The organism is Melioribacter sp. Ez-97 (assembly GCF_051488665.1).
Lineage (GTDB): Bacteria > Bacteroidota > Ignavibacteria > Ignavibacteriales > Melioribacteraceae > Melioribacter.
Genome location: NZ_JBPSEG010000005.1, coordinates 35,258 through 48,945, shown reverse-complemented (window position 1 = coordinate 48,945; position 13,688 = coordinate 35,258). Strand labels below are relative to the sequence as shown.

At 42.3% G+C, this 13,688-nt stretch carries 14 protein-coding genes; 13 read left to right on the top strand and 1 reads right to left on the bottom strand.

Annotation, left to right across the window (positions count from 1 at the left end):
• The first annotated feature begins 9 nt into the window (after nucleotides 1-9).
• Genes ACSSWA_RS07645 through ACSSWA_RS07625 form a run of 5 tightly spaced genes read left to right on the top strand, consistent with a single transcriptional unit; the run spans nucleotide 10 to nucleotide 5,074 of the window.
• On the top strand, nucleotides 10-1,437 hold the full coding sequence (locus ACSSWA_RS07645) for a RapZ C-terminal domain-containing protein (RefSeq protein WP_437355972.1): 1,428 nt from the start codon (nucleotides 10-12) through the stop codon (nucleotides 1,435-1,437).
• Nucleotides 1,437-2,171, top strand: coding sequence for a nucleotidyltransferase family protein (locus tag ACSSWA_RS07640; RefSeq protein ID WP_437355971.1), 735 nt, complete (start codon nucleotides 1,437-1,439; stop codon nucleotides 2,169-2,171). Before ACSSWA_RS07645 ends, ACSSWA_RS07640 begins: the two co-directional genes overlap by 1 nt.
• 14 nt (nucleotides 2,172-2,185) lie before the next feature.
• On the top strand, nucleotides 2,186-4,045 hold the full coding sequence (locus tag ACSSWA_RS07635; RefSeq protein WP_437355970.1) for a CocE/NonD family hydrolase: 1,860 nt from the start codon (nucleotides 2,186-2,188) through the stop codon (nucleotides 4,043-4,045).
• 10 nt (nucleotides 4,046-4,055) lie between these two features.
• Entirely contained in the window at nucleotides 4,056-4,592 is a 537-nt protein-coding gene (locus tag ACSSWA_RS07630; RefSeq protein WP_437355969.1) for an outer membrane protein, read from the top strand.
• Nucleotides 4,593-4,618: 26 nt separating this feature from the next.
• The gene (locus tag ACSSWA_RS07625; protein ID WP_437355968.1) at nucleotides 4,619-5,074 is read left to right on the top strand and encodes a YhcH/YjgK/YiaL family protein; all 456 of its coding nucleotides are present in this window, start codon (nucleotides 4,619-4,621) and stop codon (nucleotides 5,072-5,074) included.
• Nucleotides 5,075-5,115: 41 nt separating this feature from the next.
• Here ACSSWA_RS07625 and ACSSWA_RS07620 read toward each other — a convergent pair whose 3' ends face one another.
• Nucleotides 5,116-6,162 (bottom strand): 1,9-bis(guanidino)-5-aza-nonane synthase, encoded by a 1,047-nt coding sequence (locus tag ACSSWA_RS07620; RefSeq protein ID WP_437355967.1) that lies wholly within the window; start codon nucleotides 6,160-6,162, stop codon nucleotides 5,116-5,118.
• A gap of 249 nt (nucleotides 6,163-6,411) precedes the next feature.
• Between ACSSWA_RS07620 and rplM the strand changes: the two genes are divergently transcribed.
• From rplM to ACSSWA_RS07580, 8 genes are all read left to right on the top strand, one after another.
• Nucleotides 6,412-6,852 carry a 50S ribosomal protein L13 gene (gene rplM / locus ACSSWA_RS07615; RefSeq protein WP_437355966.1) on the top strand — a complete coding sequence of 147 codons (441 nt, stop codon included), beginning with the start codon at nucleotides 6,412-6,414 and terminating at the stop codon, nucleotides 6,850-6,852.
• A 12-nt stretch (nucleotides 6,853-6,864) separates the two neighbouring features.
• A complete protein-coding gene (gene rpsI, locus ACSSWA_RS07610) occupies nucleotides 6,865-7,251 on the top strand; it encodes a 30S ribosomal protein S9 (RefSeq protein ID WP_014856353.1) in 387 nt (128 codons plus the stop codon).
• A gap of 114 nt (nucleotides 7,252-7,365) precedes the next feature.
• Nucleotides 7,366-8,277: a 30S ribosomal protein S2 gene (rpsB, locus tag ACSSWA_RS07605; protein WP_437355965.1), complete on the top strand. Its 912-nt coding sequence runs from the start codon at nucleotides 7,366-7,368 to the stop codon at nucleotides 8,275-8,277.
• 60 nt (nucleotides 8,278-8,337) lie between these two features.
• Nucleotides 8,338-9,207, top strand: coding sequence for a translation elongation factor Ts (gene tsf, locus ACSSWA_RS07600; RefSeq protein ID WP_437355964.1), 870 nt, complete (start codon nucleotides 8,338-8,340; stop codon nucleotides 9,205-9,207).
• A gap of 82 nt (nucleotides 9,208-9,289) precedes the next feature.
• A complete protein-coding gene (pyrH, locus tag ACSSWA_RS07595) occupies nucleotides 9,290-10,009 on the top strand; it encodes a UMP kinase (protein ID WP_437355963.1) in 720 nt (239 codons plus the stop codon).
• A gap of 24 nt (nucleotides 10,010-10,033) precedes the next feature.
• Entirely contained in the window at nucleotides 10,034-10,594 is a 561-nt protein-coding gene (gene frr / locus ACSSWA_RS07590) for a ribosome recycling factor (protein WP_437355962.1), read from the top strand.
• A 162-nt stretch (nucleotides 10,595-10,756) separates the two neighbouring features.
• The gene (gene pta, locus ACSSWA_RS07585) at nucleotides 10,757-13,009 is read left to right on the top strand and encodes a phosphate acetyltransferase (RefSeq protein ID WP_437355961.1); all 2,253 of its coding nucleotides are present in this window, start codon (nucleotides 10,757-10,759) and stop codon (nucleotides 13,007-13,009) included.
• 51 nt (nucleotides 13,010-13,060) lie between these two features.
• Nucleotides 13,061-13,687 (top strand): L,D-transpeptidase family protein, encoded by a 627-nt coding sequence (locus ACSSWA_RS07580; RefSeq protein ID WP_437355960.1) that lies wholly within the window; start codon nucleotides 13,061-13,063, stop codon nucleotides 13,685-13,687.
• The last annotated feature ends 1 nt before the right edge of the window (nucleotide 13,688 follow it).

Here is a 13,688-nt window from a genome sequence, read left to right as displayed (position 1 = left end):
GGCTTTTTCATGAATACAGAAAAAATATTGAAAGACTTATATCGAAAAGAATTCGGAAACAATCGCGTGCAAATTACTCCTTTGCCTCCTTCCGGCTCCTCAAGAAAATATTACAGATTGAACGACGGTAATAAAACGTTAATCGGAGTATATAACGAAGACGTTGCAGAGAATAATGCGTTTTTTTATTTAACCGGAAAATTTAAAAAACTCGGTTTGAATGTTCCTGAAATTTACGCCGTCGAAAAAAATAAACAATATTACTTGCTTAACGACCTGGGCGATGAAACTTTATACTCTTTGTTGAACAGGAAAAGAAAAGGTAAAACCATACCGCAGGATATTATCGAATTATATAAAAGGGCGGTTGAAGAGCTCTCGAAGTTTCAGGTTCTGTCAAAAGATAAAATTGATTTCAATAAATGTTACCCGCGCAAATCGTTCGACGAATTATCGATGAAGTGGGATTTGAATTATTTTAAATATTACTTCCTTAAACCGGGCGGCGTCGCATTCGACGAAGACAGACTCGAAGCGGATTTCAATAATCTTGTAAAATACCTTTCCGGCGCCGGCAGCGGCTTTTTTATGTACAGAGATTTTAATTCTCGAAATATTATGGTAAATAACGGAAACCTCTCTTTTATCGATTATCAGGGTGGAAGAAAAGGACCGTTACAATACGATATTGCGTCTCTGCTGTACGATTCGAAAGCCGACCTGAACGATGATTTGAGAACGGAATTGTTAAACCATTATCTCAAATCGGTCGGGAAATTGGAAAGAATTCGACGCTCGGAATTTATGAAATATTATTACGAGTTCGTTCTTTTACGTCTCATTCAAATGTTCGGAGCTTACGGCAACCGCGGATTTTTCGAAGGCAAAGCCCACTTTTTGCAAAGCATTCCTTATGCGGTAAAAAATCTCGAATCGATTTTGAAGAAAATTAAAATCTCACGTAAAATTCCCGAACTGTTCCGGGTATTGAATGAAATTACGCGCGATAAAAAACTCCGGGAATATAAGTGGAATGCGGAGCACAAAGACCTGATTGTTCGCGTTTACAGTTTTTCGTACAGATATAAAATGCCCTACGACATAAGCGGCAACGGCGGAGGATTTGTATTCGACTGCAGAGCTATACCGAATCCCGGCAAAATTGAAAAGTACAAACACCTTACGGGGCGCAATAAAAAGGTTGCCGAATTCCTGAAGTCGCAGCCAGAGGCAGTTAAATTCTTAAACGAATCGATTAATATGGTAGAACAGATTGTGGAGAATTATATCGAACGCGGCTGGCGCGATTTGATGGTCTGCTACGGATGCACAGGGGGTCAGCACAGGTCTGTCTTTTGCGCCGAGAGCCTTGCCCGCCATCTGAAAAAAAAATATAAAGTAAAAGTTATTCTTAAACATACACGGTTGCCATTATAATGGAAGCGTTTGTTCTTGCCGCGGGTTTGGGCACGAGACTGCGTCCTATTACGGATACTAAACCGAAGGCGCTCGTCGAGGTTAAAGGCGTTCCTTTGATCGATATAGTTATCCGTAAATTAATCGGTTCGGGTTTTACGAGAATTGTAATTAACGTACACCATTATGCGGAACAAATAATAAGTTTTCTTAATTCGAAAAAGAATTACGGTATTGACATCATAATTTCAGATGAATCCGATAAATTACTCGATACCGGCGGAGCGTTGAAAAAAGCCGCTGTCCATTTCACGCGGAAAAATCCCGTCTTAATTCATAACGTCGACATCCTTACGGATATTGATCTGAATGAATTTTATCGACTTCATATCGGGAACGGTAATTTAATAACGCTTGCGGTTCAGAAGAGAAAATCGAGCAGGTATTTTCTTTTCGACGAAGCGAAAAATTTATGCGGCTGGATGAATGAAAAGACAGGCGAAAAAAAAATTGTGCGCCGGGCGGAAGGCAAAATCGAGCCATTCGCTTTTAGCGGTATTCAAGCGGTTCAGCCCGAGGTTTTTAACCTTTTCCCGGAAAGGGAAATTTTCTCGCTCGTTGAATTCTATCTTGAACTCGCATCTCAAAAAAATTTACCCGGAAGAAATAAAATTAGCTATATTGAACATACCGATTCTCTTTTCATGGATTTGGGCAAAATTGAAAACCTGAAGAAAGCGGAACATTATTTATAAATCGGGATTATTCTATGAAGAGATTAACATTAATCTTATTGTTTCTTCTGTCCTTCAATTTTATTTCCGCTCAAGGCAAAGAGTGGATTAAAGAACATTATACAAAAAAAGAATATCGAATACCGATGCGGGACGGTATAAAATTGTTTACGGCGGTTTATACTCCCGTGGATACGACTAAAGAGTATCCGATCTTAATGGTGCGCACGCCTTACAGAGCGGCTCCTTACGGCGAGGATAATTATCCGAATGCGCTCGGACCCAATAAAGCTTTCGCAGAAGAGGGGTACATCTTCGTTTTTCAGGATGTGCGTGGAAAATTTATGAGCGAGGGCGAATTCGTAAATATGCGCCCTTATATTCCGGATAAAAAAAGCAATAAAGACGTCGACGAAACCACGGATACTTACGACACGATTGAATGGTTGATAAAAAATATAAAACATAATAACGGCAGGGTAGGAATCTGGGGTATTTCATATCCGGGATTTTATGCGGCAATGAGTCTAATCGATTCGCATCCGGCTTTGAAAGCGGTGTCGCCTCAGGCTCCGATTGCCGATTGGTTCGTAGGAGACGATATGCACCACAACGGAGCGTTTTCGCTCTCGATGTCGTTTAATTTCTTTAAGACTTTTGATCAACCGAGGGATTCACTTACAACTGCATGGAAAACTATCGAGCCGTACGATTCGCCGGATATGTATACTTTTTTCCTCAATTTGGGACCGTTAAAAAATATTAACGAAAAATTTTTCCGCGGCTCTTTGCCTTTCTGGAATGAAATAATGGAACACGGCGCGTACGACGAATTCTGGCAAGCGCGCAATAATCTGCCCCATTTTAAAAATACAAAACCTGCCGTTTTGATTGTGGGAGGATGGTACGATTCGGAAGACCTTTACGGACCTTTGAATATCTACAGGTCAATCGAAGAAAAAAATCCTGCTAACGATTGCCGTCTGATTATGGGTCCCTGGAGCCACGGAGGGTGGGCTCGTTCGGACGGAAATTCGTTCGGCGATTTTATTTTTCCCGACAGCGCAAGTAAATATTATAACGACTCGATAATCTTTCCTTTCTTCAATTATTATTTGAAAAATAAAGGCCGGTTCGAAATGCCGGAAGTTTTGACGTACAGAACCGGCAGCGACGAATGGATCGGTTATAAAAAATTTCCGCCTGACGAATCCCGGCTATCAAAACTTTATCTTGGTAAGAACGGAAGTCTTTTATGGGAAAAGCCGACGGAAGAGGTTTTACTCTGCGATGAATATGTGAGCGACCCTTTTAATCCCGTTCCGTATACTTCTAAATTTTACGATTCGCGGAGAATGTATAACAGGACTTATATGAGCGAAGACCAGCGTTTTGCCGACGCGCGACCCGACGTGCTAACTTATTCGACGGAGCCTCTGGATGAAGACTATACTATTTCTGGTCCCGTTGACGTCGATATTTATGTTTCAACCAGCGGGACGGACGCGGACTGGGTATTAAAAGTAATCGACGTTTATCCTTACGACTCGGAAGACAGCCGTGACTCCGAAATCGAATACGGAGGTTATCAGCGCTTGATTCGTTATGAAATAATGAGAGGAAAATTCAGAAACAGTTACGAAGAACCCGAACCGTTTGTCCCCGATGAAATTACAAACGTTAAATTCCGGCTGAACGATATCGACCATACATTCCGAAAAGGTCACCGGATAATGGTTCAAATCCAGAGCAGCTTCTTTCCGTTTTTCGACAGGAACCCGCAAAAATTCGTGGATATCTATAATGCGTCCGAAGAAGATTTTCAAAAAGCCGTGCACAGGGTTTATTTCGGCAAGCGGTATCCCTCGAATATTAAATTTCACACAATAAAATAGCGGAGGCGCCATGTTTCGGAAATTAATCGCATTATTTTTTGTTATTATTATGACGTCTGGAATTTACGCTCAAACCATTGCGGTCGGTCCGCAACTCGGTTTTCACAAGTCGGAAGACGCTGAAGGTTCGGTTATGCTGGGAGCCGCGGGAAGATTCTATCTGGCGCGTTCTTTGGCTCTCGAGGCGTCTATTAATTACCGTACCGAAGAATACGACGGCGGCGCGCTGAAAACCACGATGTATCCCGTGATGGTAAGCGGCATGCTCTATTTCTTTCCTCTTTTGTACGGCACGGTCGGAGCCGGATGGTACAATACTAAAATCGATTATGCGGAGGAATTAAATTTATTGGGACTGAAGGACGAAACGAAGAGCGAATTCGGTTATCATATCGGTATCGGAGCCGAACTGGGTTTCGGAAATTTAATTCTTACGGGCGACGTACGATACGTTTTTCTGGATTTGAAACTCGACCGGCTTCCGGGCATAAACGAATTTAAAAATAATTTTTATATTATTACGGCTGGAGTTCTTTTCGAACTCTAAGACTGAAATACTAAAAGGGGAGAGATATGATACTCGATCAAATTAAACACACAGAAATCTATTACCCGCTGGGAGAAAATTTTCGAAAAGCTTTTGAATTCCTAAAAAGCAGCGATCTTGAAAATATCGATGAAGGTAAATACGAAATAGACGGCGATAATGTGTTTGCCGTAGTCCAAAATTACGACACAAAACCCAGAACCGCAGGCAAATGGGAAGCGCATAAAAAATATGCGGACATACAGTTTATTGTTTCGGGCAAAGAAAAAATCGGGTTTTCTTTCCCTACTAAAATGATAGTTACAGAGGACTACAATCCCGATAAAGATTTGATGTTTCTGAAAGGCGAAGGCGAATTCTTGATTCTGGAAAGCGGTTATTTTGCCGTCTTTTTCCCCACCGATATTCACATGCCGGGGATTGCGGTAAATCTTTCGACTCCTGTAAAAAAAGTTGTTGTAAAAGTTAAAGTCGGGGAATAAAAAAAGCCCCTTTCCGCTTACGGAAGGGGCCGCTAATTATTTTATTTAACAGACACGTTTTCCTTGAGGAACAATTTCTGCCATTCTTTCTTCTCTCTGTTTTTCCATACGCCCTTGTGATATGCGTACCCTGCGATAAGAGGCATTGCAAGCGTAGCTTCCGAATAAACCATCTGTTCGTAAGTAGTTTCCACTTTGCCCCAGGAACTTGCTTCTTTGAGAGTCGAACTGGATAAAGCTCCGTCTCTTACGTCTGCTACGGTAATTTGAATTGCGTATTTATGCATCGGGGCGTCTTCCTGAAGAATGTCAGCTGCTACGACGATATCCTGAGTAAAGTTTTTAGGCACTCCGCCGCCGATCATAAATATGCCGGTTTCCTTGCTTTTCAGTTTTATCTGCGTCAATTCGTAAAAATCTTTTCCGGAATCGAACGATACGTGATTTTCCGGATTGTTATGTTGATGCATAACTATTCCGAATCCTGCGGAACAATCGGAAAATGCGGGCACGAAAATCGGCACGTTGTTCTTATAAGCCGCATAGATTACGCTGTCGTCAACTTTTGGACCGCCGTTTTCTTCCAAATATTTGCCGAAGTGCCACAACAATTCGCGCGAAGAATAGGGACGCGGTTCCAGACTGTCGAATATTTTTGCGGTCGTATCGTCGCAAATTCTGAGTTCGTCTTCGTCGATGAACGTATCGTAAATTCTGTCGATATGGAGCTCGCGCAGTTCGTTATCGTCTACATACGGAGAACCGATATAATGTTTAAATCCGAGCGCTTCGAAAAAGTCCTGATCGACCATAATGGCTCCGGTCGATACGATTACGTCGACCATGTTATTTGCAATCAGATCGTAAACCACTTTTTTCAGACCGGCGCTGAATAAACTGCCGGCGAGTGTGAGGATGACGGTACAATCTTTATCGGTGAGCATTTTTTCGTAGATTTTCGCCGCGCGGTTGAGGTCTCTGGCGCTGAATGCCATCGACTCCATTGCTTCTACCAACGGTACGACATTATGTTGCTTAATGTCGATGTGTTTGATTATTTCTTTCAAATAATCTTTTTTCTGTGCCATAATTTTCCTTTCCCGTTAAATTTGAACCGGAAATATAATAAATAATTTTCCCTTTTATTTACCAAATCGTCTCAAAAATTTTCGGCTGAATTATCGGGCAATTTCGAGCAAAACGGGCAAAATTTGGCATTAATTGCCAGATTTAGGCGCAAGAACTGAAAATTTTAACTAATCTTTTCTTGACATTCTTGGAATATAGAAATATATTTGAAGCCTTTGAAAAATAGCATTTTATGTTCGGAGGATATTTTGAAGCAGGAGAAAATAACAAAATTTATTAAATCCGAGGATGCGGAGAAAAAGTGGTATATAGTCGACGCCAAAGACCAGGTGCTTGGTAGATTGGCAGCTAAAGTTGCAAGCATTATCCGCGGTAAGCACAAACCGGTATATACGCCGAATATGGACACGGGCGATTTCGTGATTGTTATTAACGCCGACAAGATTAAAGTGACCGGTAAAAGAGAACAACTCAAAACATATTTCCGTCACTCGTTGTATCCCGGCGGCGCCAAAATTACCAGCTTTTCCGATTTGTTGGCAAAGAAACCGGAATATGTTATTGAACATGCGGTCAAGGGAATGCTTCCCAAAAATCGCCTGGGCAGAAAACTGGCTAAGAAATTAAAAGTTTATGCCGGCGAAGAGCATCCTCATAAAGCACAAAAACCAGAAGTAATAAGCTTATAATGGAGAGATTTGATGGCAGATAAAATTTTCGTAGGACGCAGAAAAAATTCAGTTGCCAGAGTATTTCTGAGAAGCGGCTCCGGAAAAGTAACGGTTAACGAGAGGGAATTCGAAAATTATTTCCCGCAAAAAGAACACAGAGACAATATCCTCCTTCCGTTTGTAGTGACCGAAACTCTCGGTAAATACGACGTTTTTGCAAATACTAACGGAGGCGGAATTTCGGGACAGTCCGAAGCAATCCGTCTCGGAATTGCTCGCGCTCTCGAAGCGATTAATCCCGATTTCAGACCGTTGCTCAAAGCCGAAGGTCTTCTCAAAAGAGACCCCAGAATGGTCGAACGCAAGAAATACGGTCAGAAGAAAGCTCGTAAAAGATTTCAATTTTCTAAGAGATAATTTATTAACATTCATACTCCCGTTTTGCTTCCTGTGTCCCGAACATCGGGATGAAGAGCAAACTTTCCACACGAAAAGGAAAGAAGGGAGTAGAAGAAAAACAGGAGAATTACTATGTCTAAGATTGGTCTTACCGATTTAATTGAAGCAGGCGCCCATTTCGGGCACTTAACCCGCCGCTGGAATCCCAAAATGAAACCCTACATCTTCATGGAGAAGAACGGGATTCATATTATCGATTTGAAAAAAACGCAGGCGGCAATCGAACAAGCCAAACAGGCGATGCTCGAGCTTGTATCCCAGGGCAAAAGAGTTCTTTTCGTTGGCACCAAAAAGCAAGCGAAAGGAATTATTGCCGAAGAAGCAAAAAGATGCGACGCCAATTGGGTAAGCGAAAGATGGCTCGGCGGAATGTTGACTAACTTTGCTACAATTCGCAAAAGCGTTAAACGGCTTCAGAATATCGACAAAATGGAAAGCGACGGCACGTTCGAAAAAATCACTAAGAAAGAACGTCTTAAACTGTCGCGCGAAAGAGACAAACTCCGCAAAGTACTGGACGGCGTCGAAACAATGACTCGACTGCCCGGAGCTCTCTTTGTAGTCGACGTTAAGAAAGAAGATATTGCCGTTAAGGAAGCAAACAGACTCAATATTCCTGTGTTTGCCATTGTCGATACGAATTGCGATCCGGATCCGATCGATTATGTCATTCCGGCTAACGACGACGCGTCGCGCGCTATCGAGATTATTACGAAAGCAATTGCCGACGCCGTAATTGAAGGCAATGCGAAAGCTAAAGAGCTGAAGGCTCAGGAAGCTGCGGAAAAAGAACGCGAAAAGAAAGTTACCGAAACCGAAGAAGAAAAAGACGAAAAACCGAAAAAACCGCGTATCAGAAAAGTAAAATTCGACAATAAAAACGAAAAGAAATCCGATACCGTAAAAACTTCCGATACTCAAAAAGAAGACGACGCCAAAGAAGAAAAATCTGAAGAATCGTCAAACGAAGAAACCGAAAATTAATGTCCGACGTTTTTCAAGTCGGTCTTTTGTGTTAAATGTAAATATGGAGGAATGTTTATAATGGCTATTAGCGCTGCACAAGTTAAAGAGTTAAGAGAAAAAACCGGCGCCGGTATGCTCGATTGCAAAAAGGCTCTCGAAGAATCCAACGGCGATTTTGAAAAGGCTATCGAAATATTGCGTAAAAAAGGAGCGGCTGTAGCCGCTAAAAGAGCGGAAAGAACCGCCAGTGAAGGTTTGATTCTTACCAAGGTATTCGACAACGGTAAATCAGCCGCTATTCTTGAAGTTAATTGTGAAACCGATTTCGTCGCCAAAAGCGACGATTTTGTGAACTTCGCTGAAACAGCCCTCGAACTGTTGCTCGAAAACAAGCCCGAAAACGTAGAAGCGTTATTGAATCTGTCGAAAGACGGAAAAACTCTTAAAGACGCGCTTAACGATATTACGGGAAAAATCGGTGAGAAAATCGAAATTTCGAGATTCGATATTATTAACGTCGATAACGGTTTGATTGTCGACTATATTCATCACGGCTCGAAATTGGGCGTTTTGTTAGCCGCCGAAAATGTTCCCGAAGACAAGAAAGACGACCTCGCCGTTATTCTGAAAGATATTGCAATGCAAATTGCGGCTATGAAACCTTTGACAATTTACCGCGAAGAAGTGGATAAAGACGTTATCGAAAAAGAACTCGAAATTTACAAAGAAGTTGCCCGTAAAGAAGGCAAGCCCGAGCAGGTGCTCGAAAAAATTGCCACGGGTAAATTGAATAAATTCTACGAAGAAAATTGTCTTGTCGAACAGGTATTTGTTAAAGACAATACAAAGAAAGTCGGCGCCTTGATCGACGAATTCAACAAAGCCAACGGGGCGCAGGTAAAACTGAAGACTTTCAGAAGATATCATACAAGCGACGAAAAAAAATAATCCGATAAGAAAAAGGTCTTATTTTCAAATAAGACCTTTTTTTTTATATTGACTTACCCCTTTTAATTAATTCGAGTTTTTGATGGCGGAATTAAAATACAAAAGAATTCTACTGAAGCTCAGCGGCGAATCCCTCATGGGCTCTCATTCGTACGGAATCGACCCGGAAATACTAAATTATTTTGCAGATGAAATTATAAAAGTGCATAAACTCGGCGTGCAAGTGGGACTCGTAATCGGAGGAGGCAATATCTACCGAGGTTTGAACGCATCTTCCCAGGGGATCGACCGCGTAACCGGAGATCAGATGGGTATGCTTGCTACGATTATAAATTCGCTTGCGCTCCAGAATACGCTCGAAAAAAAAGGCGTTTACACACGACTGATGAGCGCTATTAAAATGGAAGAAATTGCCGAGCCTTATATCAGACGCCGGGCAATACGTCATCTGGAAAAAGGAAGAATTGTTATCTTCGGCGCAGGGACGGGACATCCGTATTTCAGCACCGACACGGCAGCTACTCTTCGAGCGGTCGAAATTGAAGCCGACGCTATATTCAAAGGCACTCGTGTCGACGGCGTTTTCGATTCCGACCCTGAAAAAAATCCGGATGCAAATATGTTCGACAAAATTTCTTATATGGATGTTTTGCAGAATAATCTGAGAGTAATGGATCTAACCGCCATCAGTTTGTGCAGGGAAAATAATTTGCCTATTATTGTATTTAATATGGACAAAGCCGATAATCTTTATAAGATTATTACAGGCGAACAAATAGGGACTTCTGTCGGAAATTATTAATCTTACAATAAAAACGGGGCTGTTATGAATACACATCCAGTTATTAAAGACGCCAAAAACAGAATGGATAAAAGTATAGAAGCGTTCAGAAGCGAGATAGCCAAAATACGTACGGGCAAAGCTACCACGGCGCTCCTCGACGGCATTAAAGTTGAATATTACGGCTCCATGTCTCCGCTCAATCAGGTGGCAAACGTTACTGTCCTGGACGCTCATACGCTTTCGATTACGCCCTGGGACAAGTCCGTTATCGGTGCAATCGAAAAAGCTATTATGACCGCCGACCTCGGATTGAATCCCGTTAACGACGGAACGAATATCAAAGTTCCGATTCCGCCTTTGACCGAAGAAAGAAGAAAAGAATTGGTGAAACTCGTAAAAAAATTCGGTGAAGACGCTAAAATTGCCCTTCGAAACGTAAGACGCGACGCTAACGACAATCTGAAAAAGATGGAAAAGAACAAAGAAATTACAGAAGACCAATTAAAAGACCTCGAAAAAGAAGTACAGAAAGTTATAGACGAACACATCGCAAAAATTGACGAGATGATCAAGCATAAAGAACATGAAATTATGCAGGTTTAATGAGTAAAGCTGCCCCGTATTTATGATATGCGGGGCAACTTTTTCGTCTTCCTACCTTGAATCTTTTCTTAAGTAAAATCGTCAAAATCTCCGAGCAGTTTAAAACTATAATCCATATTTTAGTATACAAATAAATAAATCAAACAAGTTTTCGAGGCGTCTATGTCAACACTTAAAGAAGAAGCTCTTCGTTATCACAGCGAGGGCAGAAAAGGTAAAATAGAAGTTGTGCCTACCAAACCGTGCTATACTGCGCGCGAACTTTCGCTGGCTTATACACCGGGCGTAGCCGAACCGTGCAGGGAAATAGCCAAAAACGACGACGACGTTTATAATTATACCGCCAAGGGTAATCTGGTGGCGGTTGTTTCGAACGGCACGGCGGTACTGGGACTCGGGGATATCGGGCCGCACGCCGGCAAACCTGTCATGGAAGGTAAGGGAGTATTGTTCAAAAGGTTTGCCGACATCGACGTTTTCGATATCGAAATTAATACCAAAGACCCGAAAGAATTAATCAAAGCCGTTCAACTGCTCGAACCTACCTTCGGAGGCATTAATCTGGAAGATATTAAAGCTCCGGAATGTTTTGAGATCGAAGAAGAATTGATAAAGACAATGAATATTCCTGTCTTTCACGACGACCAGCACGGCACGGCAATTATATCCTGCGCCGCATTAATTAACGCGGCAGAAATTGCCGGAAAAGAAATGAAAGATTTGAGAATAGTTGTCTCCGGCGCGGGTGCGGCAGCTATCTCGTGCTGCAACATGTATATAGCGGCGGGCGCCTCGAGAGAAAATATTTCGATGTTCGATTCAAAAGGACACATTAATAAGAAAAGGAGCGACCTGAACAAGTACAAAGAACAGTTTGCGCAGGATGTCGTCTATAAAGATTTGGCGGATGCATTGAAAGGCGCCGATGTTTTTATCGGTCTGTCGAAAGGAAATGTCGTTAGCAAAGAGATGGTGCGATCGATGGCAAAGAACCCGATTGTACTGGCAATGGCTAATCCCGACCCGGAGATTACTTATGAAGACGCCACCGACGCAAGAAGCGACGTTATTATGGCTACGGGAAGAAGCGACTATCCGAATCAGGTGAATAACGTGCTGGGATTCCCGTTTATTTTCAGAGGCGCGCTTGACGTTAGAGCTCGCAAGATTAATCAGGAAATGAAAATGGCTGCCGTCAGAGCGCTGGCTAAATTAGCAAAGGAAAAAGTGCCGGAAGTCGTTTTACACGCATACGGAGGAAAGGAATTTTCTTTCGGTCCGGAATACATTATTCCGAAACCGTTTGACCCGCGCGTTTTATGGTATGTGGCTCCGGCGGTTGCAAAAGCCGCCATGGATACGGGAGTGGCGCGAAAACCGATCGAAGATTTCGAAGCGTATAAAGAACAATTGCAGGAACGTCTCGGATTCTCGACTGAGATCGTACGAGTTATGCTCCATAAGGCAAGAAAGAATCCCAAGAAAATTGTTTACGCGGAAGGCGAAGAAGAAAAAATTATCAGAGCCGCTCATTCGGTTTACGAGGAAAATATCGGACTGCCGGTTCTCCTCGGAGACGAATCGGTTATTAAAAATAAAATAAAAGAACTCGAATACGACGAAAAGATTTTTGAAATTATCGATCCTGCAAATTCCGACAAACTCGAAAAATACGCCGAAGCTTTTTATAAGAAACGTCAGCGTAAAGGAGTTACACCGAGAGACGCCAGACAAATGATGAAACAACCGAATTATTTCGGAGCTATGATGGTCGAAATGGGAGACGCGGACGCGTTGCTGAGCGGATTGACTTCTCACTATCCGCAGACTATAAGACCCGCGCTTCAGTGCATCGGCGTTAAGGAAGGATTTAAGATTGTTTCGGGAATGTATATTGTTATTATTAAGCGTAAAATCTTTTTCTTTGCCGACACTACAGTAAACGTCGACCCGACAGCGGAACAATTGGCAGAAATTGCGATCAGCGCAGCCGAGACCGTTAAAGTATTCGACCTTGTTCCGAAAATCGCAATGCTTTCGTTCAGTAATTTCGGAAGCGCTCAGAGCCCCCAATCCCGTAAAGTTGCCGAGGCGGTTCGCATAGTCAAAGAAAAAAGACCCGACTTGATAATCGACGGTGAAATGCAGGCGGATACTGCCGTCGTTCCCGAACGCCTCGAATCCGAATTTCCGTTTTCGGAATTAAAAGGCGGCGCCAATGTGCTGATATTTCCGAATCTCGACGCGGGGAATATATCGTATAAATTGCTTCAGCGATTAACCGACGCTACTGTAATCGGTCCTATTTTGATGGGTATGAAAAAACCCGTCCACGTACTGCAAAGAGGCGATACAGTAAGAGATATAATCAATATGACGGCTATTGCGGCTGTAGAAGCCGAAAACAAAAAGTAAGCAAACCGGGGCGGTTAATCCCGCCCCTCTTATTTGCCCTGAAATTAACCGATGCTACGTAATATTATTTATATATCTGCAAGTATTGTAGTTTTTTTTCTGGGACTTGTTCTCTACGGCGTGTTTCTGAATATGAATCAGGAAAGTCTTGCCGATATAATGTCCCGTAAAGGATTGGATCGCCTGGACAACGTATCGATTTTAATTGACAGAAAAAATTATAAACTGGAATTATACTCGGAGAATAATTTAATAAAAACTTATAAAGTGGTATTCGGACAAAATAACGGCAGCGTAAAAAAATCCGCAAACGACCTTGTTACGCCCGCGGGAAAATATTTCGTTTGCGAGATTGACTCGACGCACAAATATTATAAGTTTATTCATATAAATTATCCCAACGCTCACGATGCGGCGGAAGCTCTTCGTAAAGGATATATAAACGAAGAAGATTGTGCGCGAATAATTGAAGCGGGCGAAAAAAGAATTTGTCCGCCCGAAGATACGCCCCTGGGTTCGGGAATCGGTATTCACGGGATCGGCAAATACGATTATATTTTCAGAAATCTTCCTTTTGCATTTAATTGGACAAACGGCTCTGCTGCAGTAAGCAACAGAGACATCGACGAGCTTTGTTCCGTTGTAAAAATCGGAACTCCGGTAACCATTATTCATTGAC